Origin of the sequence: Duganella aceris (genome assembly GCF_011090165.1) — a bacterium.
In the GTDB taxonomy this organism is placed as follows: Bacteria; Pseudomonadota; Gammaproteobacteria; order Burkholderiales; family Burkholderiaceae_D; genus Rugamonas; species Rugamonas aceris.
In genome coordinates, this window is sequence record NZ_JAADJT010000003.1 from 149,619 (window position 1) to 170,706 (window position 21,088).

Consider the following 21,088-nt stretch of genomic DNA (forward strand, 5'->3'; position numbering starts at 1 on the left):
ATGCAGTCATCGTCGATGGAAGCCGGCCGCCAGCGTCAGGGGCGGCTGTGGTCGAACCTGAAAGAGGTCTGCGATCTGCTGCACATCCCGGCCGCCTGTTCGGTGACCACCGAGGAATTGCTGTTCCAGCACGTGCAGTTCAAGACCGGCCAGCGCATCCACACCATCGGCCAACCGTTCGACACCTTATACATCGTCAACTCCGGCTTCCTCAAGACGGTGCTGATCGACGAGTTCGGCAACGAGCAGGTGCTCAGCTTCCCGATGAAGGGCGACATGCTGGGCGTCGACGGCATCCACACCCGCCACTACTCGTCGGAGGCGGTGGCGTTGTCCGACTGCGACCTGATCCTGCTGCCGTTCAAGAAGCTGACCGCGCTCGGCCGCGTCCACCTGGAGCTGGAAAACATGATGTACGGCGTCATGAGCCGCGAGCTGGTGCGGGAACAGGCGATGATCGGCATGCTGGGCGCGCTCAGCGCCGAGGCGCGGGTGGCGCGCTTCCTGGTGGCGCTGGCCGAGCGCTTCTCCCAGATGGGCTATTCGAGCAAGCTGTTCAACCTGCGCATGACGCGCCACGAAATCGGCAGCTATCTGGGGTTGACGCTGGAAACCGTCAGCCGCACCTTGTCGGCCTTCAACGAGATCGGTCTGATCAGCGTGGACCAGCGCACCATCGGCATCAAGGATGCGGAGGCGCTGAAAACGCTGCGCCGGCTGCCGCCGTCGCGCACCCGCGCCAAGCAGCAGGCGACCGCCAAGACCAAGGGCGAAACCATCGCCCCGGCCCAATTGCTGGCCGCACTGTAAACCGCTTTGTATAACCCAGCCTTGGGCCCGGTCTTCCGCCGGGCCTTTTTTTCGTTCTCCTGATCATTACGTATCAAATAACGCTTGCATTCCGCCCTTGCATCCACAATAATGAATGCAAATACGAATCATTCTTATTTAAGGAGAAAACGACCATGACCACGACCGTCCCCGCCACGCCGCCGGCCATCAGCGCCCGTCCAGCCCACACCGCGTCGATGCAGGCCATCGTTCCGGTCAAGCGCGTCACCACCGCCGGCCTGATGGAGTCCGGCCGCGAGCTCGAAATCGAACATGCGGGCCGGATCTACCGCCTGCGCATCACCCAGCTGAACAAGCTGATTCTCACCGCTTAACTGTGCGTTAAAAGGGCGCCGCCGCGCCCACTCCCCTGAGCAGCCAGCCAAACCGCCAGCCACCCTCTCCACTCTTCAATCAGGAGCGTCTGATGGCCATAGACCGTAGCAATCCGATTTTTCTCGCCCCGACCCACGGCGGACACAATCCAGAACTGATGCTGTCCGCAGTGCTGCACCTGATGTCGCACTACATGGCCGGCAACGACGACGCCAGCGGCTGTGTGAAGCTGGCATCGGTCATCGAACGCCACCTGAAAGCGCTGGCCAGCCTGCCCGATCTGGCGCCGGTGCTGAGCGCCACCTGCCAGCAACTGTCCGAGCAATGGGCCGGCGTGGTCGAGCGCAATATGCACGAACAGGAAAAGACCAATTTCCTCAGCCGCATCATGGCGCGGGCCCGTACCGCTCCAGCCACAGCCTAAGCGGAGCGTCCCCCATGTGCGAGAAACACGATCCACTGGCGGCGATCATCGCCGCCGCCATGCCGCAGGTCGCGGGCACCGCCGGGCCGACCCGTCCCGCCGAGCAGACCGCGACCCAGCAAGTCATCAAGCCGGTCATCAGCAACGTCATGAGCGTGCTGGCCGGGCAACAGGAAGCGCACGCCTCGCGCCGGCGCCGGCTGTGGGAACTGGGCCATGCCTGCCACTGCCCGCTGGTCGGGGTCGGCATTCCGATGGGCGTGCTGCGCAAGCTGGTCGACAAAGTCACCAGCGGCAAGGTGCTGGCCGACGACTATGAAGTGCACGTCGGCGCGGTCACCGAATGCGGCAGCCGCAACCGCCTGTCGGAAGCGCTACAGAAAGAACTGGAACGCCGCTACGCCGCCGTGCTGTTGCGTTTCCGCGCCGCCAAGACCAGCGAGCAGGTCGGCGAAATGTGGCGCATCGCGGTCGCCAACGGCGACGTCGCCGGCGCCTTCTGGGCTGGCCTGACGCACCCGCGCTGCACCTCCGAGCTGGAAGAGCAGATGTGCCGCGACCTGCACATGGTGCAGCACCAGGCCGGCGCCTGCGTGCGCGCCGACATCAACAAATTCAACGCCACGCTGGAAGAAAACAAACGCCTGGCGCACGACCTGTCCAAGGCGCAGCAGCGCGCCGCCGCCTTACTGGCGGAGAAAAGCGCCGACTCCGAAAAACACGCCGCGCAGCTGATGCAATTGCGCGCGCAAGCGGTCGGCAAGGACAGCATGATCGACTCGCTGAAGACCGAGTTGGAGCAACTGCGAGAATCGATCCCCGGCCTGGACGCGCGCTCCAAGCTGGCCGAGCGCCTGGTGCAGATGGAGGAACGGGAACGCGCGATGCGCAACCAGATCGCCGAGCTCAAGCTGGAACTAACGCGCAGCGCCGAACCGCCGGCGCCGATCCAGGAAGAAACGCGCCAGGTGGTCGAGCACGTCATGAAGATGCCGTTGCGTCTGAACGACAGATCGGTGCTATGCGTGGGCGGCCGCAGCGGCAACGTCGCCACGTATCGCGAGCTGATCGAACGCGAAGGCGCGCAATTCGCGCACCACGACGGCGGGCTGGAGGACAACGCCAACCGCCTCGACGCCAGCCTCGCGGCGGCCGACCTGGTGATCTGCCAGACCGGCTGCATCAGCCACAGCGCCTACTGGCGGGTGAAGGACTATTGCAAGCGCACCGGCAAGCGTTGCGTCTTCATCGACAACCCCAGCATCAGCAGCCTGGCGCGCGGCCTGGAACAAGCCAGCGCCGACTAAATCCCCCACCGGTGTCGGTGTCAGTGCCGACATTCGGACATCGGCGGAACTTCCGCACGCCAGAAAGTTCCGCCGATGTCCGAATGTCGGCACTGACACCTAATTGCTAGTAGACGTCGCGGCGGTAGCGGCCGGCTGCGGCCAGATCGTCCAGCGCTTCGCGGCCCAGAGCTGCGGCCAAGGCCTCGTCGACGCCGGCGGCCATGCCGTCGAGGCTGCCGCAGATGTAGATCGCGGCGCCTTGCGCCACCCAGGCCCGCACCGCTTCCGCCTGCTCGGCGAGACGGGTCTGCACATACAGCCGCTCAGGCTGGTCGCGCGAAAACACCATGTCGAGTTGCTCCAGCATGCCGTCGCGCCGCCACGCATCCAGTTCGGCGCGATAGTGGTAATCGTGCGCCGCGTTGCGCTCGCCGAACAGCAGCCAGTTGCGGCCCTGTCCCGCCAGCGCGCGCGCTTTCAGATGGCCGCGCAGGCCGGCGATGCCGCTGCCGTTGCCGATCAGGATCAACGGACGCTGCGCGTTGTCCTCCAGGCGGAAGCGTCGGTGCTGGCGCAAACGCAGTTGCACCGCCTGCCCCACCGCCGCCTGTTGCGTCAGCCAGCCGGAGGCGACGCCGTGGCTGCCGTCCTCATGCGTATGCAGCCGCACCAGCAGATGCACGCGGCCGTCGGCCGGAATCGAGGCGATCGAGTATTCGCGCGCGCGCGACGGGTCGGCCGGCGCGGCGACCTGCACCAGGTCGCCCGATTGCCAGGCCGGCAACGCGCCGTCCAGCGGCTCCAGCTCCAGATGGTAGACCGGCGCGCCGGCGCTGCCGGCATTCAGTTGCACCCGCTCCACCAGCCGCCAGTCGTCGAACGCGGGCGCGCTCCAGTCCGGCGCGTCGCTGGTGCCGGCCAGATGGCTGAGCTGCTGCCGCCATTGCCCGATCGCCTCGGCCGAGCTGCGGTTGACTTCGATGCGCGGAAACAGGCTTTGCGCGCCCTGCTCCTGCAACCACTGATCCAGCGCGCGGCCGAAGCCGCAGTAGTGCGCATAGGCGCTGTCGCCCAGCGCCAGCACCGCGTAGTGCAGCTGCGGCAGCGGCAAGCCCTGCGTCATCAGCCGGCCCGAAAAGGCGGCCGCCGCGTCGGGCGCATCGCCTTCGCCGTAGGTGCTGACCAGGAACAGCACGCGTTCGGCGCGCAGCAGATCCTCGGCGCACAGTTCGGACAGTTCGCTCAGTTGCGCCGGGATGCCGGCCAGCTTCAAGGTGGCCAGCGTTTGTCCCGCCAATTCTTCGGCGTTGCCGGTCTGGCTGGCGTAGGCGATGATCCAGCCGGGCGAGGCTGCGGCCTCCGCCTTGGCGCGTTGCGCGGCAAGACGCTTGCGGCGCGTGCGCAGGTACGGCGCCAGGCATACCAGCGCGTAACTCACGCCGAAGCCGGCCACCAGCATGAGTCGGGTGGGGTCGTTGGTCCAGATCATTCGTCTAGCATGCCGCGTAAATGGGTGCTCATGTGTTCGGTGAAACCGCCGTCGGCGTCGCGGACGACGAAGCGCGCCGCCAGTCCCTGCCGCTCGGCCAGGCGCAAGCCTTGCTCGCAGCCCAGCACGGTCAGCGCGGTCGACCAGGCGTCGGCCGCCATGCATTGCGCGTGCACCACGGTGACCGAGGCCAGGTCGTTGGCGATCGGCATGCCGCTGCGCGGGTCGATGGTGTGCGAGTAGCGCCGTCCATCCAGCTCGAAATAGCGGCGGTAGTCGCCCGAGGTGGCGACCGCCAGGCCGTGCAGCGCCAGCACCAGCTCGTCGGGCTGGCTGACGCCGGCATCGGCATCGGTGACCTGCTCCAGCGCCACCCACCACGGTTGCCCGTCCGGCTTGACGCCGGCGCCGCGCAACTCGCCGCCGACTTCGACCACGTAATGCCGCACACCTTGGGTTTTAAGAAAATATGCCAGCCGATCGACGCTGTAGCCCTTGGCCACGGCCGACAGATCCAGCTGCACGCCGCCCGGCTGCAAAGCGCGGCGGCTGCCCGGCTCCAGCACCACCGGCTGCGCCGCCAGTTGGGCGCGCGCGTCGGCGATCCGTTGTGCGGAAGGGGGAATGAAATCGGGCTGGTCGAAACGCCCGTGCGGGCCGAAGCCCCACAGGTTGACCAGCGCGCCGGCGCACGGGTCATAAGCGCCGACGGAATCGCGCGCCACGCCCATCGCGAACGACAGCACATCGAAAAAAGCCGGCGGCAAGACTTGCCAGCCGCCGGCCGGGGCGCGGTTGAAGCGGCCCAGGTCGGACTCGGCTTCCCAGTGGCTCATCTCGGCCACGATGGAATCGAGCTGCGCCTGCAGCCCCTGCTGAAGATCCAGCAACGCGTTGTCCGGCGCGGCCACCAGCCGCACCGACCAACTGGTGCCCATGCTGCGGCCCGCGTAGTCGCGGATCGCACCGCCTGCCGGCGCCGGGTCTTCGGAAATATGATGAGGCAGGAGTACCCGGCGCATGCGGACCTTATTCCGGCAGGATCTCGACCACGGCCGCGTAGCTGACGCGGCGCGGCGCCATCGCCGGCGGTTGGCCCGGCACCGGCGGCGTGGCCGCCGGCCAGCTGCTGCTGACCATGTACATGCCGGCCGCCGGCAGTTCCAGCGTCAGCTCGCCCTTGGCGTCGGTGTTCTTGCGGATCTCGCCCAGCGTGCCGCGATATTTGACGCCGCCCGGAATCAGGCTGACGCCCTGGTTGGCCGCCGGCTTGCCGTCCAACAGGAAACGCCAGGTGACCTTTTCACCAACGCGCAGTTCGGTCGGATTGGTGACCGGCACCATCTCCAGGCCGACGCCGGTCGGCTTGAACACCGCCATGTCCGGCTCGCCGGTCGAGACGAAAGTCTCCAGGCGGCTTTGCATGCGCGACAATTTCACCTCGGTCGCATCGGCCGGCACATCCTTGGCCAGCGATTCCTCGCTGCCGCGGAAGCGCTTGGTCTCTCCTTCCTTGTTCTTGTAGCTGCCGAACACGCTCTTCGACACCAGCTCGATCTTGTAGGTGCCCGGCTTCGGCAGCTTCAGGTCGAAGGTGCTGCGCAGCTTGCCGTTGTTGACGTTTTGCAGTTCCAGCTTGCCGCCGTCCGGACCGTTGACGACGATGCCGTCCAACTTCAGCGGCTGGTGGTCGATGTCGAACAGGCCTTCGGAGATGGCGGCGTCGACCGTGACCCAGGCTTCCTTGCCTTCGACCTGGCTCGACGACGGCAGCAGCCACGGCTTGTGCGCCTGCGCGCTCAAGGACAGGCCGGCCAGCGCCAGCGCGACTACGGTTTTATTCAGTTTCAACATGTCTCCGCCTTACGGTTTGAGTTGTACAACCACGGCGCCCAGTTCTTCCTTGCCCTGGCCGCTCACGTTCTGCGCCGACTTCGGCGGCCACTGCAGCGGCACCTTGACCACTTCACGCCCGCCCGCTTCGCGCGCCGCTTCCACCATCACCGTGTACTGGCCGGCCGGCAGCTTGTCCAGCGCGCCCTTGGCGACGGTCAGCGTGGCCTCGCCCGGCGCCTTGGTCGCGCCGCTGACGCCGTCCAGCGGCATCGCCACGTCGCGGCCGGTCTTGCGCCACCACTGACGCATGTCCTTGAGCCACTTGGAGCCGGCGTTGTCCTTCTTCTTGGTGTCGTACAACACGGCCAGGTTGGCCACCACTTTCTGATCCGAGTTCTCCAGCCAGGCGGCGATGTACGGGCGGTGGTATTCGGCCACGTTCAGCTGCGGAACGTCGAGTTTGAGGGCCAGATCGGCGCCCATGGCCGATGCACTGGCCAGTGGCAGACTAAGCGCGATGGAGTAGCGTAATTTCATGGAGTACCTGTCGTGAGATTAATGGATAAACAGCAGTGCAATTACAACGGGAATCAAAATGCCCAAGCCAACCATCGGCCAGGTGAACGGCCGGTTCGCCGCGTGGAACTTCAAAATCAGTAATCCGGTGATGCAGAACAGCAGGCAGGCGCCGGCGAAAATGTCGATGAACCAGTTCCATGCGGCGCCGGTGTTGCGGCCCTTGTGCACATCGTTGAGCCAGGAGATCCAGCCACGGTCGGTGTTCTCGAATTCCACCGCGCCGTCCTCCAGCGCGATGCGCACCCAGGCGTCGCCGCCGGCCTTGGCCAGCGGCAGATAGATTTCATCGACCGACCATTCGGCCGCGCGGCCGCCGGCCTGCACTTTCCAGTTCTGGTCGAGCCATTGCTCGGCGGCGGCCGGCAGCGGCTCCTTGGCGCCGTCGTGCGCGGCGGCGTAGTCGCGCAGTTGCGTGGTCAGCGGCGCCGGCAGCTGCGCCAGCTTGCGGGTGATGACCGGCTTGGCCTCGATCTGCGACGCGTGGTTCAGGGTGATGCCGGTGATGCTGAACAAGAACATGCCCAGCAGGCAAAGCGCCGAGCTGATCCAATGCCATTGGTGCAGATTCTTCAGCCAGACGGCGCGGCTGGCGTTGCGGGCGGAACTGGCGTTCGGTACGCTCAATGGACTTCCTTCAAGAATAAACGGGGGCCCTTGAGCCGGGCACAAACATAAATGATAATGATTATCATTTGCGAAGTCAACAACCCTTGTGTATCTATTATGTAAAGCACAGAGTCCGCCAGCGTGGTCTTCCGTACAGAATAGCGCGCGGCGCTGGGCTATGGTGTAGCCATTCCTCACACTTTATTCCGGAGGCGCATCATGCCGCTGTATTCACAGGACCAGATCAATCTCATCGCCACCAAGATCAAGGATGTGCGGTTCGGCATGTTCACCACCACCGACGACGAAAACGTGCTGACCAGCCGGCCGCTGACCAGCCAGCAGATCGACAACGAGGGGAATATGTGGTTTTTTACTTCCGACGAGGCGGCGTTCACGCTGCACCTGGCGCATCACGCGCAGGTCAACGTCAGCTTCTCCAATCCCGAGCAGAACCTGTATCTGTCGGTGTCGGGCCGCGCCTATCTGCTGCGCGACCGCGCCAAGGCGCGCGAACTATGGAATCCGTTGGCACGCACCTGGTTCCCCGCCGGCCTCGATGATCCGCACCTGGCGCTGATCCGGATGCGCATCGAATCGGCCGAATACTGGGACGCCAGCGCCAGCAAGATGAAGCAGCTGTTCCATCTTGCCAAGGCCGCCGTCAGCGGCCGCGCGCCGGTCAATATCGGCAAGCACACGACGATCTGCCTTTGATCGTCGAAGCGCGCCATAACCCGCAAGCGGGGAGCCTGCGGGTTGGAACTACCAAGCCTTACGGCTTGGAGCTGCCGGAACGGCTGGAGCCGCCGCGATTGCCCGAGCCGCCGCCATCGTCGTCCTGATCGCTGGCGCTGCCCTTGTTGCCGCCGCTGCGCGACGCGCTGCCGCTGCTGCTGCTTTGGCTGCTGCGCGTATCGTTCTTGTGGCTCATGCTGCCGGCACGACGCGCTTCTTCCGAGGTGAACTCGTGCGCCGTTCCTTTTTCATGTGCCGCGCGGCCGCCCTCGGCTGCTATTTCGCGCTGCTGCTGCGGATCCATCGAAGCGAAGCCACGTTTGCTGGTGTCGCTTTGTTGACTGCCGGATTTTTCTCCCTGCTTGCTGCCTTTACCGCCTTGATCACTGGTTGCCATGATGTGTCTCCCGAAGGTGAATACCCTGCTTGCGTCACAGGAGCAGCCATCGTAGAGCACAGCACAGACACATAATATAGGACGCGCGTAGCTGCTGACGTAGGACGATTCCGGGAACCGGTTACGATTTACAGAGGTACTTCCAGTACCGTGTCGCCGCTGCTAACGAAAACGCGCTCGCCGGGTGCCGGGACGACCGGATGGCCGCCGGTGAAGGCGCCGAACGCCGGCAACGTGATGCCGCCGGCGCCGGCAAGAAAGCACGGCAGCCGCAAGGTCTCCCAACCGGAGCGCAGGCGATACACCGGATGCACGTGTCCGGCCATCAGATAGCCGGAAGCCGGCAGATCCGGATGATGGCAGAACGCGAACGGCGCCTGTAGGTAAGGCTCGTCGAACATGTCGATGGCGAGCCGCGCCGGCGGATCGCCGGCATGCAGATCATGATTGCCGCGCACCAGGATCAGCCGCAGCGCCGGATGCGACAGCCGCCAGGCGGTCAGCGCCGCCAGCGTGGCTTCGGCGTGCGCCGCCTTGGCGTGCAGGAAGTCGCCGAGGAACAGCACTTGCCGCGTCGGATACAGCGCCAGCAGATGGTCCAGCGCATCCAGATTGGCGCGCGTGGTGCCGCCCGGCACCGGCACGCCGAGCGCGCGGAACGACGCCGCCTTGCCGAAATGGATGTCGGCGATCACCAGCATCCGCTCGCGCGGCCAGTACAGGGCTTTCTGCGCCAGCAGCAGCACTTCCTCGCCCGCCAGTCGCACCGCCAGCGCGCCGCTCATGGACCGGCAGCCTTTTCCAGCTCGCGCACCAGGCGCGCCACGCGGTCGGACAATTTCTCGGTGCTGAGTTTTTCGCGGAAACGTTCGACCATCAAGGCGAAGCCGAACGGCGAAGCGCGCTTGGTGGCGTGGTAGCTCAGGTGTCGCGCCTGCAACTCCTGCAAGGTGGCGCGCAAGCGGCCCAGTTCCAGCTCCTGCTCCAGCACTTCGCGCTGCGCCTGCGTCAGCAGCAGGTTGCCGGCGTCGTGCTGGCTGAACACGGCGAAGAACAGCGACGACGACGCCTGCAACTGCCGCGCGCTTTTCGGCTGTCCCGGATAGCCCTGGAACACCAGCCCGGCGATGCGCGCGATCTCGCGGAAACGCCGCTGCGACAGCTCGGTCGCGTTGAGACTGGCCAGCACGTCTTCCAGCAGATGCTCGGTGCTGAACAGCGACGCACGCGAACCATGGCCGACGTTGAACAGCGCGGCCCAGTCCAGCTCCTGTGGCGACAGCAGCTCGAAGCCGTAGTCGTTGACGGCGATGGAGAACGTCACCGGCGTCACCTGGCCGACGCGATAGGCCAGCAGCGAGGCCAGTCCCACGTGCACGGCGCGGCCGGCGAACGGGAACATGAACAGATGCCGCCCTTCGCGGCTGTGCATGCTTTCGACCACCGTGGTGTCCGGCGTCGGCAGCGCCGACCAGCGCTGCTGGATTGCCAGCAGCGGCTTGAGCGCCTGCATTTCCGGGCCGTCGTAGCGGTCCAGCGTGGCCAGCCGCAACTGCTCCAGCGCCGCGTGCGCCAGCTCCGACGACAACGGCATCTTGCCGCCCTGCCAGCGCGGCACCGCGCCCTTGGCGCCGGTGGCGCGCCGCACGTAGGCGGTCATTTCATGCAGGCGCACGAATTCCAGGATGCGGCCGGCGAACAAAAAATGATCGCCCTTGCGCAGCCGCGAAATGAACCCTTCTTCGACGCTGCCCAGCCGGCCGCCGCTCAGGTACTTCACTTGCAGCGACGACTCGGAGACGATGGTGCCGATGCCCATCCGATGCCGTCGTCCCAGCGCGACGTCGGGCACGCGGTAGACGCCGTCGTCGTCCGGCAGCACGCGGCGGTATTCGGGATACACGGCCAGCGTCTGCCCGCCGCGCGCGACAAAGTCCAGCGCCCATTGCCATTCATCGTCGCGCAGCTCGCGGTAGGACCAGGCGGTGCGCACTTCGGCCAGCAGTTCCTCGGAGCGGAAGCCGCCGCCCAGCGCGATCGTCACCAGGTGCTGCACCAGCACGTCGAGCGGCTTGTCCGGCACCGGGCGCGCCTCGATGTCGCGTTCCGCCACCGCCTGCCTGGCGCCGGCCGCTTCCAGCAGTTCCAGGCTGTGGGTCGGCACCAGCGTCAGCCGCGAAACGCGTCCCGGCGCGTGGCCGCTGCGGCCGGCGCGTTGCAGCAGCCGCGCGATGCCTTTGGCGCTGCCGATCTGCAGCACGCGTTCAACCGGCAGGAAGTCGACGCCGAGGTCGAGGCTGGAGGTGCAGACCACGGCTTTCAGCTGGCCTTGTTTCAGGCCTTGCTCGACCCAGTCGCGCACTTCCTTGTCCAGCGAGCCGTGGTGCAGCGCGATCAGGCCGGCCCAGTCGGGCCGTGCGTCGAGCAGGTGCTGATACCACAGCTCCGCTTGCGAGCGGGTGTTGGTGAAGACCAGCGTGGCGTTGTGCTGTTCGATTTCGGCGATCACCGGCGCCAGCATTTGCAGGCCGAGGTGACCGCCCCAGGGGAAGCGCGACGGGTTTTGCGGAATCAGCGTGTCGACCACGATCTCCTTGGCGATGTGGCCTTCGACGATGACGCCGACCGGCATCAATGCTTCGCGGGCGCGGCTCAGGTTGCCCAGCGTGGCCGACAGGCCCCAGACCAACAGCGCCGGGTTCCAGCGGCGCAGGCGGGCGAGCGCCAGCTGGGTTTGCACGCCGCGCTTGTTGCCCATCAGCTCGTGCCATTCGTCGATGATGATCATGTCCAGGCGCGCGAACTGGGTGGCGGCTTCCGGTTTGCTGAGCAGCAGGGTCAGGCTTTCCGGGGTGGTGATCAGGGTGTCGGGCAGGTTCTTGTTCTGCCGGGCGCGTTGGGCGGAGCCGGTGTCGCCGGTGCGTGCTTCGATGGTCAGGGTGGGCATCAGTGCGGTGGCGGCGTCCTGCAGGGCGCGCAGGGTGTCGGCGGCCAGTGCGCGCATTGGTGTGATCCACAGGATTTTGAGGCCGGGCTTGGGGCGGGTGCTGGTCGCGGCGGCGGCGGCGCGCTGTAAGGCGGCCAGCCAGAGCGCATAGGTCTTACCGGAGCCGGTGCTGGCGTGCAGCAGGCCCGACTCGCCGCGCGCGGCCGCCGCCCACACCTCGCGCTGGAACGGGAAGACGCTCCAGCCGCGCGACGCGAACCAGGCCTCGCGCGGATCGCCGCTGGCCGCAGCGATGGGCGCGGAGGTCCGCGCGGCACGTTTGGCGCGCGCAGGAGGCGCAGTCGCGGGCGCTGCGGCGGAGACAGCGGGCACGATGGCATGTGCTGCGGCGACACGCGCGATGGCGGTCGCGCCAGCGGCGGCAGCGGCGGCAGCGGCGGCGGGCACAATGGCATCCGCTGCGGCGACACGCGCAATGGCGGTCGCGCCAGCGGCGGCGGCGGCGGCGGGCACAATGGCATCTTCTGCGGCGACGCGCGCGATGGCGGTCGCGCCAGCGGCGGCGGGCGCAGTGGCGGTCGCAACGGCCGTTCCTGGCGACGTTGGGGTGGGGGCGCTTTTGGGGAGGCGGCGCGGGCGGGGGACGCGCGCGTTCATGGCGCGGCCAGCAGGCTTTTCAACGAATCCAGCGTATCGGCCTCCTCCACCGTCTTATCCTCGCGCCGGCGCAGGATGCGCGGGAAACGCACCGCGATGCCCGACTTGTGGCGCGGCGAGCTGGCGATGCCTTCGAAGCCGATCTCGAACACCATGCTCGGCGTGACGCTGCGCACCGGACCAAACTTCTCGATCGTGGTCTTGCGGATCGCCTGGTCGACCTGCGCGATCTCGAGATCCGTCAACCCCGAATACGCCTTGGCGAACGGCACCAGCTTGCGCTCGCCCTCGCCGCCATCCTCCCACACCGCGAAGGTGTAGTCGGTGTACAGCGACGCGCGCCGGCCATGCCCGCTCTGCGCATAAATCAGCACCGCATCGACACTGTACGGATCGATCTTCCACTTCCACCACGTGCCGACATTCTTGGTCCTGCCGACGCCGTACCGCGCATCGCGCGCCTTCAACATCATGCCCTCCACACCGCGCTCGCGCGACTCGGTGCGAATCAACGCCAGCTGCTCCCAACTGTCGGCGACGATCACCGGCGCCAGGCGCAACTGCGGCGCACGCTGCTGCGCGGCGACCAGTCGCTCCAGCAGCGCGCGACGCTCCGATTGCGGCAAGTCGCGCAGATCGCGTCCCTCGAACTCCAGCAGATCGTAAGCCACCAGCACCGCCGGCAACTCGCCCAGCAAGCGCGCCGACACCTGCTTGCGCCCCATGCGCTTTTGCAGCGCCGCGAACGGCGCCGGCGCGTGGCCGCCGTGCCAGATCAGGATCTCGCCGTCGATGACCACGCCGTCCGGCAGCTTCAGCACCGCCAGCTCCGGAAAACGCTCGGTGATCAAATCCTCGCCGCGCGACCACAGGAAATTCTGCCCGCCCCGGCTGACCAGCTGGGCGCGCATGCCGTCGTATTTCCATTCGACCTGCCAGTCCGACAGCTCGCCCAGCGTGGCCGGATCGCTCTGCAACGGGTGGGCCAGGAAAAAGGGATACGGCTGGCCGCCGCGCTGTTCATGTTCCTCGGGCGCGTGCGCCGCGATCAATTGCAAAAATCCGGCGGCGGTCGGGCTGACGCTGCCGTCGGTCCAGCCCATCAGGCGCTGCGAAATCACCTTGCCGTCCAGGCCCGCCACCGCGCTCAGCGCGCGCGTCACCAGCAGCCGCGAGACGCCGACGCGGAAACCGCCGCCGATCAATTTGGTCAGCAGGAAGCGCTCGCGCGTGTCGAGCTGGTCCCAGTACAACAGCATCGCGGCGCGGATCGCTTCCGGCGCGGCGCCGCGCAGCGGTGCGATACCGAGCTCGATCCAATCGGCCAGGCCGATGTCGCTCGGCTGCTTGGGCGGCGGCAGGATCAGCGCGATGGTCTCGGCCAGATCGCCGACCGCGTGGTAGCACTCGTCGAACAGCCACTCGTCCAGGCCGGAATATTCGATCGCGAACTGGCGCAGCAGCTTGGTCGGCACCGCCTGGCGCGGCTTGCCGCCGGCCAGAAAATAGACCGCCCACGCCGCGTCCTGCGGCGCGGCCGTGCTGAAGTAGGCTTGCAACGCCGCCAGCTTGCGGCTGGTCGCGGTGGTCTCGTCAAGCTCGGCGTAGAGGCGGGCGAATTCACGCATGACGGGCTTCCGTCGCGTCGATGTCGCCACCGGCATGCGCCGCCGAGGACGAATCCGCCGCACCGGCGCCCGCGTCGGCACGGCCCGCCGGCGCCGCCTGGCCGGCCGCACGAGCGGCGTCGGGCGGACCGGCCGAGTCGGCGTCGACAGTGCCCGGCTCGGCCGCCTCCGATGCCTCATCATCGCCATATTCGGTATCGAAGCCACTGGCCTGCAAGCCCTGTTGCTGCAACCAGCGCACCAGCACCGGAATCGATCCATGGGTGACGATCACGCGCTGCGCGCCGGTGGCGTTGATCGCCTCCATCAGCCCCGGCCAATCCGCATGATCCGACAGCACAAAACCGCGATCGACGCCGCGCCGCCGTCGCGCCCCGCGCAACTGCATCCAGCCGCTGGCGAACGCATCGCTGAAATCGCCGAAGCGCTTGACCCACGGCGACCCGGCCGCCGCCGGCGGCGCGATCACCATCGAGGTCCCGATCGCGTTCTTGGCCACATCCTGCACCATCACGGTCGGCGGCAGATACACCCCCTCGTCCCTGTAGACCTGGTTCAAGGTCTGCACCGCGCCATGGCAAATGATCGGACCGATGTCGGGATCGAGCCCGCTGAGGATGCGTTGCGCCTTGCCGAAGCTGTAGCACTGCATGACACTGGCCCGTCCCTGCTCCGCATTGGCGCGCCACCAGGCATTGATGTCGTCGTAGACCTCCTGCTGCGGCTGCCAACGATAGACCGGCAGCCCGAAGGTGGACTCGGTGATGAAAGTATCGCAGCGCACCGGCTCGAAGCCCGCGCAAGTGCTGTCGGGTTCGATCTTGTAGTCGCCCGACGCCACCCACACCTCGCCGCGATGCTCGATGCGCACCTGCGCCGAGCCCAGCACATGGCCGGCCGGATGCAGCGACACCGTGACGCCGTTGTGCACCACCGTCTCGCCGTAGGCCAGACCGTCGATATGGATCGGGCCGAGCCGCGACTTGATGATGTTCACGCCCGGCGTCGCCGCGAGGTAATGCCGGTGTCCGCTGCGCGAATGGTCGCCATGGGCGTGCGTGATCACCGCGCGGTCGACCGGCAGCCAAGGATCGATGTAAAACTGTCCCGGGACGCAATACAGCCCTTCCTTGCGCACTATCACCATATCGGACATAAGCGGCTTTCAAATAACGATAGCCGATTCTGTCTGGGCCGCAATATCCTGTCTGTCAGCTGCCGCACCGATACCGCCGGTCGCTAAGGCTCGATCAGCTCCGCCATGAAATCGATATTGTCATCCTCCTCCGCATAAATGACGACATGTTCCGCTCCCACCATCAGCATCGCCTCGATCTCGGGCGACTGCGCCGGTGGTAACTCGCTGCACATCCTGCACGCCCCCTGAGGCGGTTGAACTGTGTATTTTTTTCTGGTTGGCATGGTATTTCCATCTTCCCGGGTCGACGATCACTTCCACCAGAGTAGCGCGCACACCCCGCGCGCGCCATCGGACACTGCCTACAAATGGCGTAGGAGTGCCGTGTAAAACCACTAGGAGCGGCGGGCCCTGGCATGCAGGCCGGGAGCGGATCGGCTACCATATAGCCCTCAGCGCCACTTATTTGACAGAAGATCATGACTTTCACCATCAGCGACACCACCTACGGCACCGACACGCCCGCCGCCAAAAACGCCATGTATGACGATCTGCGCCCGCAACTGCAGGGCCTGTTGCACGGCGAAAGCGACCTGATCGCCAACACCGCCAACTTCAGTTCGCTGGTGTTCAACAGCATGCCGGGTCTGAACTGGGCCGGTTTCTACTTCCTCAAGGGCGACGAGCTGGTGCTGGGGCCGTTCCAGGGCAAGCCGGCCTGCATCCGCATCAAGAAGGGGCGCGGCGTCTGCGGCACCACGGTAGTGGAAGGCAAATCCATCGTCGTGCCGGACGTGCACGCCTTCCCGGGCCACATCGCCTGCGACGTCAACTCGCGCTCGGAGCTGGTGGTGCCGGTGCGCGGTGCGGACGGCGCCATCGTCGGCGTGTTCGACCTCGACAGCCCACATCCCAACCGCTTCGACCAGACCGACGCCGACGGCATCGAATCGCTGGTCAAGCTGCTCGAAGCCACTTTGGCTTAAATCCCCCCGGCGCGCGCCAGCAGCAGCTGGCGTTCGCGCTCGTTCTGTGTCAGGCCGGCGGCGCGTTCGAATTCGCGCCGCGCCTCGGCGTGCCGGCCCAGCTTGGCCAGCAGGTCGCCGCGCACGCTCGGCAGCAAATGGTAGTGCTTGAGCGCCGGCGCTTCCAGCAGGCCGTCCACCACCTCCAACCCCGCCGCCGGACCATACGCCATCGATAGCGCCACCGCGCGGTTCAGCTCCACCACCGGCGACGGCGCCAGCTGCGACAAGGCGTCGTACAGCGCGGCGATGCGTTGCCAGTCGGTGTCCGCCGCCAGCCTGGCGCGCGCGTGGCAGGCGGCGATCGCGGCCTGCAAGCCGTATGGCCCCAGGCCTCGCCCGCTGCGTTCGGCGCGCGCCAAGGCCGCCAGCCCGCGCCGGATCAGCAGCTGGTCCCAGCGCGAGCGGTCCTGTTCCAGCAGCAGTATCGGTTCCCCCGTCGGTCCGACCCGGGCGCGCGTGCGCGACGATTGGATCTCCATCAGCGCCGCCAGACCGTGCACCTCGGCCTCGTCCGGCATCAGCCCGGCCAGGATGCGGCCCAGCCGCAGCGCTTCCTCGCACAGCGCCGGCCGCATCCAGTCGGCGCCGGCGCTGGCGGAATAGCCTTCGTTGTAAATCAAATAGATCACTTGCAGCACCGACGCCAGCCGCTCCACCAGCTCGTGCGCGCGCGGCGCTTCGAACGCGACCTTGGCCTCGGCCAGCGTGCGCTTGGCGCGCACGATGCGCTGCGCCACCGTCGCTTCCGCCACCAGGAAGGCGCGGGCGATTTCCTCGGTGCTCAAGCCGCCCAGCAGCCGCAAGGTCAGCGCGACCCGGCCGTCGGTCGGCAGCACCGGGTGGCAGGCGATGAAGACCAGCCGCAGCAGATCGTCGCCGATGTCGTTTTCCAGCGCGTCGGCCACCGCCGCGTCCAGCGCCGGCGCGGCGTCCTGCAACTGCGCTTCGATTTCGTAGGTGAGTTCGGGCTCTTTTTGTTGATGCAGCTGGCGCCGGCGCAGCACGTCCAGCGCGCGGTTCTTCGCCACCGTCATCAGCCACGCCGCCGGCTGTTCGGGCACGCCGGTTTGCGGCCAGCGCTCCAGCGCCAGCACCAGCGCGTCCTGCGCCAGTTCCTCGGCCTGGCCGACGTCGCGCAGCATGCGCGCCAGCACGGCGATGATCCTGGCGGATTCCATCCGCCACACCGCGACCACGATCTTGTCGACGTCAGCGGCCACGGGCGGCTTTGCTGAAGGCGTTGCGCAGCCCCGCCTCCAGCAGTTCGGCGCGCAGCCGTTCTTCCGCGGCGCGCATCTCCGGCGTGAATTCCTGGTGCGCGATGCGCTCGCACGCTTCGCGGATCTCCAGCGTCAAATCGCCCGGACTCGGATACGGATAGGTCTTGGCCCAGGCGATGGCGTCCTCGCGCGACGCCGCCTGCACCATCCAGTAACCGGCGATCAGTTCCTTCACTTCGGTGAACGGGCCGTCCACCACCGTGGTCCTGGAGTTGGCATAGTGGACGCGCGCGGCGGAGGCGCTGGCCTTGAGCCCCTCCCCCGCCAGCAGCACGCCCTGCAGCACGCCCGCTTCGTTGGTGGCGTTCATGATGTCGATCACCTCCGGCGGCGGCGACATGCCGGATTCGGCATCGGCGTCGGAGCGGATGAACACCACGTAGCGCGTCAAGTCCTCCCTGCGCTGCGGGATGTTGCCGGCCGCCGTGCCGCGCTCGTCGAAGCCGATGCAATCGCCGGCGCAACCGGCGTCGCGGATTTCATACACCGCGCCGCTGTCGAACAGCGGCCACCAGCGCACCTGCTCGATGCAGTCCTCGCGCGACGCCGCTTCGATCAGCGTGAAGCCGGCGATCAGCTCCTTCGGCGGAAACGGGCCTTTGACTTCGCTCCAGACGCCGTCGCGCCGCAGCAGCCGCACCGCCTCCGCGCTGGGCCGCAGAAACGTGCCCGGCTCCAGCGCCGGCGGCTGGATGCCCCGTTCCGTGCTTTGGTTGGCGCGGCGCAGTACCATGAATTCCATCGCATACTCCTGAGCTGATATGCCTCTACGTTAGCAGCATCAGATCCGCGCGCGCAAGGCTTCTTCCTGCGCGACCAGCTCCGGTGTGGCGGCTTCGCCGAAATCCTCCATGTCATACACCTGCCGGATCTCGATCTCGGACGGGCCTTCCATCGGATTCGGACAACGCTTCATCCATTCGATGGCCTCCTCCTTCGATTTCACCTGGATCAGCCAGAAGCCGGCGACCAGTTCCCTGGTCGCGGCGAACGGGCCGTCGACGACGGTGCGCGTGGCGCCGTCGAAGCGGATGCGCGCGCCCTTGGAACTCGGGTGCAGCCCTTCGCCGGCCAGCAGCACGCCGGCGTTGACCAGCTCCTCGTTGAACTTGCCCATCGCCGTCATCAGCTCCACGCTGGGCAGCTTGCCGGCTTCGGATTCCTCGGTGGCTTTTACGATGATCATGAAACGCATGGCGTCCTCCTTATTGACCGGACGGCATTTGCTGCTTCATCGCTTCCATCATCTCTTCCGGCGTCATGTCCTTGATGTGGGTGGCGATCGACCAGTGGTGACCGAAGGGATCGGTGACCTGACTGTAGCGGTCGCCCCAGAACATGTCGGCCGGCTCCATCCGGACCGTGGCGCCCGCGTCGATGGCCTGCTTGAACGAGGCGTCGACGTCCGGCACGTTCAGATGCAGCGTCACCGGGCTGCCCTTGAGCGCCTTCGGTCCCAGGCCGCCGTATTCGGGGAAGTCGTCGGCCAGCATGACGTTGGAATCGCCGATGGTCATGGCGGCGTGCATCAGGCGCCCGCCCGGTCCCGGCATGCGCATCGTCTCGACCGCGTTGAAGGCTTTTTTATAGAACTCCAGCGCGTCGGCCGCGCCCTCGCAGACCAGGTGCGGGGTCACGGTATTCATGGTCGGCAATTTTTCAGTCATGATGATCTCCTTTGTGTGGGTGGGCCGAGTAAAACATCACTCTACCTCCACGACGAATCGGCGCAGCGGAAATCGACACGATTTTTTAAATATTTTTGGCTTTTCTGAACGACAGGAAAAATACCGTGCTCGCCCCCGGCTCGCTCTCCACCCAAATATTGCCACCATGCAACTCCATGATGGCGCGCACGATCGACAGGCCGAGACCGGCCGAGTGGCCGTGGTCGGAGCGGGCGGCGTCGGCGCGGTAGTAGCGGTTGAAGATGTGCGGCAGGTGCTCCGGCGCGATGCCGGCGCCGGTGTTGCTGACCGCCAGTTCGACGCCCTGGTCGCTCTCGCGCGCGGACAGGTGCACGGTGCCGCCGGCCGGCGTGTGACGGATCGCGTTCGAGACCAGGTTGTTGACCGCCCGCTGCAACAGCACCGGGTCGATCTCCGCCTGCAACGGCGGCGACTCCACCGTGAAGCGCACGCCGACGTCGTCGGCCAGGATGTCGAAATAGTCGTGGATGCGCTGCAGTTCGGCGCGCAGGTCCAGCGTCTCGCGCTTCAGTGCCAGCTGCGCATTGTCGACCCGCGCCAGGAACAGCGTGTTCTCGATCATGCGCGCCAGCCGTTCGTACTCCTCGGAGTTGGACGCCAGCAGCGTTTGATACTCCTCCGCCGTGCGCGGGCGCGACAAGGCCACCTGGGTTTCCACCATCAGCGTGCTGACCGGCGTGCGCATGTCGTGCGCCAGGTCGGCGGCGAAGCCGGACAGGCGCTGCACGCCGTCCTCCAGCCGGTCCAGCATGGCGTTGAAGGCGGCGCCCATTTCGCGCAGCTCGACCGGCGCGTCCTGCAGCGACAGCCGCGTGTTCAGCCGGCTGGCGGTGATGTCGTTGGCCTTGCCGATCACGGAGCGCAGCTGGCGCATGCTGTGGCGCACGATGGCATAGCCCAGCAAGGTGGCCAGCACCGCGCCGACGCCCAGCGCCAGCAGCATGTCGCTGCCGTAGCCGCGCAGGATCCGCAACCGGTCCGACTTCTCGCGCGCCAGCGTGATCTGCAGCGGCTCGCCGGTGCCCACCAGCCCGACCGCGCGCACCATGCGCCCGCTGCCCATCGCCGGCACCCAGTCGTGGATGTCGTCCAGCGTCAGCACCCGCTGCGGCGGCACGCTTTCCACCTGCGGCAGAGGGCGCGACGTGGCCGAGGTGCGCAGCAGCTGCTTGCCGTCCGGCGCCTCCACCTTCAGCATGAAATCGTTGTGGCCGAACAGCGTGTCGGTCAGCGGCCGCGCGTCGTTGACGATGGCTTGCGGCGACGGCAGTTCGGACAGGATGCGGCGGATCTGGGTCGCCTTGCCGACCAATTCGACATCGTCGCGATACGACATCTGCCGCGCCAGCGATTGATACAGATAGGTGCCGACCACCAGGAAGCTCGCCACCGACACCGCCGACAGCAGCAGCGCCACCCGCAGCGTCAGCGACAGCGGCCCAAGGCGCGACATCACGGCCGCTCCTCCAGCAGATAGCCCATGCCGCGCACGGTCTGTATCAGCTTGACGCTGTAGGGATCGTCGATCTTGGCGCGCAGGCGGCGGATCGCGACGTCGACCACGTTGGTGTCCGAGTCGAAGTTCATGTCCCACACCATCGACGCGATCTGCGTGCGCGACAGCACCTCGCCCTGGCGCTTGGCCAGCAGGTGCAGCAGCGCGAATTCCTTGGCCGTCAGCTCGATGCGGTTGGCCTGGCGCGTGACGCGGCGGCGCAGCACGTCGATCTCCAGGTCGGCCAGGCGGATCACTTCGGCCTCGCGCACCGGGCCGCGCCGCATCAGCGTCTTGACGCGGGCCAGCAGCTCGGCGAAGGCGAAGGGCTTGACCAGGTAGTCGTCGGCGCCCAGTTCCAGGCCCTTGACGCGGTCGACCACGTCGTCGCGCGCGGTCAGGAACAGCACCGGGGTCTGCTTGCGCTCGCGCAGCCTGGCCAGCACCGACCAGCCGTCCAGCTGCGGCAGCATCACGTCCAGCACGATCAACTCGTAGTCGTGTTCCAGCGCCAGCGCCAGTCCGTCGACGCCGTTGCGCGCCAGGTCGGCCACGTAGCCGGATTCCTGCAGGCCCTTGACCAGATAATCGCCCGCTTTGGGTTCGTCCTCTACAACCAGTATTTTCATGATGTTCTCCAGATGCCGCAATTGTCGGCCTTTTGCATGCCGGGTTGGATTA

At 66.7% G+C, this 21,088-nt stretch carries 23 protein-coding genes; 6 read left to right on the forward strand and 17 right to left on the reverse strand.

Annotated elements, in window-relative coordinates:
- Positions 1–15 precede the first annotated feature (15 nt).
- The 4 genes from GW587_RS07880 (at position 16) to GW587_RS07895 (ending at position 2,898) form a co-directional block, all read left to right on the forward strand.
- Complete coding sequence (locus tag GW587_RS07880; protein ID WP_166101571.1) at positions 16–810, forward strand: Crp/Fnr family transcriptional regulator; 795 nt, start codon at positions 16–18, stop codon at positions 808–810.
- A 155-nt stretch (positions 811–965) separates the two neighbouring features.
- Positions 966–1,166, forward strand: coding sequence for a hemin uptake protein HemP (hemP, locus tag GW587_RS07885; RefSeq protein WP_207393389.1), 201 nt, complete (start codon positions 966–968; stop codon positions 1,164–1,166).
- A gap of 92 nt (positions 1,167–1,258) precedes the next feature.
- Complete coding sequence (locus GW587_RS07890) at positions 1,259–1,591, forward strand: hypothetical protein (RefSeq protein ID WP_166100767.1); 333 nt, start codon at positions 1,259–1,261, stop codon at positions 1,589–1,591.
- A gap of 14 nt (positions 1,592–1,605) precedes the next feature.
- Positions 1,606–2,898, forward strand: coding sequence for a DUF2325 domain-containing protein (locus GW587_RS07895; protein WP_166100770.1), 1,293 nt, complete (start codon positions 1,606–1,608; stop codon positions 2,896–2,898).
- 106 nt (positions 2,899–3,004) lie between these two features.
- Here the strand turns inward: GW587_RS07895 and GW587_RS07900 are convergent, their stop codons facing one another.
- From GW587_RS07900 to GW587_RS07920, 5 genes are read right to left on the reverse strand one after another with little or no spacing between them, the layout of a single operon-like run.
- Positions 3,005–4,369, reverse strand: coding sequence for a sulfite reductase subunit alpha (locus GW587_RS07900; RefSeq protein WP_166100772.1), 1,365 nt, complete (start codon positions 4,367–4,369; stop codon positions 3,005–3,007).
- Positions 4,366–5,391, reverse strand: a complete 1,026-nt coding sequence (locus tag GW587_RS07905) for an FAD:protein FMN transferase (RefSeq protein ID WP_166100775.1) — start codon at positions 5,389–5,391, stop codon at positions 4,366–4,368. The genes GW587_RS07900 and GW587_RS07905 overlap by 4 nt, the downstream gene beginning before the upstream one ends.
- A 7-nt stretch (positions 5,392–5,398) precedes the next feature.
- Positions 5,399–6,223 (reverse strand): DUF4198 domain-containing protein, encoded by an 825-nt coding sequence (locus tag GW587_RS07910; protein WP_229259350.1) that lies wholly within the window; start codon positions 6,221–6,223, stop codon positions 5,399–5,401.
- A 9-nt stretch (positions 6,224–6,232) separates the two neighbouring features.
- Positions 6,233–6,742 carry a DUF2271 domain-containing protein gene (locus tag GW587_RS07915; protein WP_166100778.1) on the reverse strand — a complete coding sequence of 170 codons (510 nt, stop codon included), beginning with the start codon at positions 6,740–6,742 and terminating at the stop codon, positions 6,233–6,235.
- Positions 6,743–6,760: 18 nt separating this feature from the next.
- Positions 6,761–7,408: a PepSY-associated TM helix domain-containing protein gene (locus GW587_RS07920; protein WP_166100781.1), complete on the reverse strand. Its 648-nt coding sequence runs from the start codon at positions 7,406–7,408 to the stop codon at positions 6,761–6,763.
- A gap of 201 nt (positions 7,409–7,609) precedes the next feature.
- Between GW587_RS07920 and GW587_RS07925 the strand changes: the two genes are divergently transcribed.
- On the forward strand, positions 7,610–8,107 hold the full coding sequence (locus tag GW587_RS07925; RefSeq protein WP_166100783.1) for a pyridoxamine 5'-phosphate oxidase family protein: 498 nt from the start codon (positions 7,610–7,612) through the stop codon (positions 8,105–8,107).
- Positions 8,108–8,165: 58 nt separating this feature from the next.
- Here the strand turns inward: GW587_RS07925 and GW587_RS07930 are convergent, their stop codons facing one another.
- The 6 genes from GW587_RS07930 to GW587_RS07955 all read right to left on the reverse strand — a co-directional run bounded on the left by GW587_RS07930 (position 8,166) and on the right by GW587_RS07955 (position 15,179).
- Positions 8,166–8,525 carry a KGG domain-containing protein gene (locus GW587_RS07930; RefSeq protein WP_166100785.1) on the reverse strand — a complete coding sequence of 120 codons (360 nt, stop codon included), beginning with the start codon at positions 8,523–8,525 and terminating at the stop codon, positions 8,166–8,168.
- 128 nt (positions 8,526–8,653) lie between these two features.
- Entirely contained in the window at positions 8,654–9,310 is a 657-nt protein-coding gene (gene pdeM / locus GW587_RS07935) for a ligase-associated DNA damage response endonuclease PdeM (protein WP_166100787.1), read from the reverse strand.
- A complete protein-coding gene (locus tag GW587_RS07940; protein ID WP_371875564.1) occupies positions 9,307–11,766 on the reverse strand; it encodes a ligase-associated DNA damage response DEXH box helicase in 2,460 nt (819 codons plus the stop codon). The genes pdeM and GW587_RS07940 overlap by 4 nt, the downstream gene beginning before the upstream one ends.
- 359 nt (positions 11,767–12,125) lie before the next feature.
- Positions 12,126–13,757 carry an ATP-dependent DNA ligase gene (locus GW587_RS07945; protein WP_166100791.1) on the reverse strand — a complete coding sequence of 544 codons (1,632 nt, stop codon included), beginning with the start codon at positions 13,755–13,757 and terminating at the stop codon, positions 12,126–12,128.
- Positions 13,750–14,913, reverse strand: coding sequence for a ligase-associated DNA damage response exonuclease (locus GW587_RS07950; RefSeq protein ID WP_166100793.1), 1,164 nt, complete (start codon positions 14,911–14,913; stop codon positions 13,750–13,752). The genes GW587_RS07945 and GW587_RS07950 overlap by 8 nt, the downstream gene beginning before the upstream one ends.
- Before the next feature lie 83 nt (positions 14,914–14,996).
- On the reverse strand, positions 14,997–15,179 hold the full coding sequence (locus GW587_RS07955) for a hypothetical protein (RefSeq protein WP_166100796.1): 183 nt from the start codon (positions 15,177–15,179) through the stop codon (positions 14,997–14,999).
- A gap of 195 nt (positions 15,180–15,374) precedes the next feature.
- On the opposite strand from GW587_RS07955, the gene msrC reads away from it, so the two are divergent.
- Entirely contained in the window at positions 15,375–15,881 is a 507-nt protein-coding gene (gene msrC / locus GW587_RS07960; protein ID WP_166100798.1) for a free L-methionine (R)-S-oxide reductase MsrC, read from the forward strand.
- Here msrC and GW587_RS07965 read toward each other — a convergent pair.
- From GW587_RS07965 to GW587_RS07990, 6 genes are all read right to left on the reverse strand, one after another.
- Entirely contained in the window at positions 15,878–17,101 is a 1,224-nt protein-coding gene (locus GW587_RS07965) for an RNA polymerase sigma factor (RefSeq protein ID WP_166101579.1), read from the reverse strand. The two genes, msrC and GW587_RS07965, sit on opposite strands and share 4 nt — an antisense overlap.
- A gap of 31 nt (positions 17,102–17,132) precedes the next feature.
- A complete protein-coding gene (locus tag GW587_RS07970; protein ID WP_166100800.1) occupies positions 17,133–17,945 on the reverse strand; it encodes a YciI family protein in 813 nt (270 codons plus the stop codon).
- A gap of 39 nt (positions 17,946–17,984) precedes the next feature.
- Positions 17,985–18,398: a YciI family protein gene (locus GW587_RS07975; protein WP_166100803.1), complete on the reverse strand. Its 414-nt coding sequence runs from the start codon at positions 18,396–18,398 to the stop codon at positions 17,985–17,987.
- A 10-nt stretch (positions 18,399–18,408) separates the two neighbouring features.
- Positions 18,409–18,870: a VOC family protein gene (locus GW587_RS07980; protein ID WP_207393390.1), complete on the reverse strand. Its 462-nt coding sequence runs from the start codon at positions 18,868–18,870 to the stop codon at positions 18,409–18,411.
- Positions 18,871–18,955: 85 nt separating this feature from the next.
- Entirely contained in the window at positions 18,956–20,365 is a 1,410-nt protein-coding gene (locus GW587_RS07985) for a heavy metal sensor histidine kinase (protein ID WP_166101584.1), read from the reverse strand.
- Positions 20,365–21,036, reverse strand: coding sequence for a heavy metal response regulator transcription factor (locus GW587_RS07990; protein WP_166100804.1), 672 nt, complete (start codon positions 21,034–21,036; stop codon positions 20,365–20,367). Before GW587_RS07990 ends, GW587_RS07985 begins: the two co-directional genes overlap by 1 nt.
- Positions 21,037–21,088: the final 52 nt, after the last annotated feature.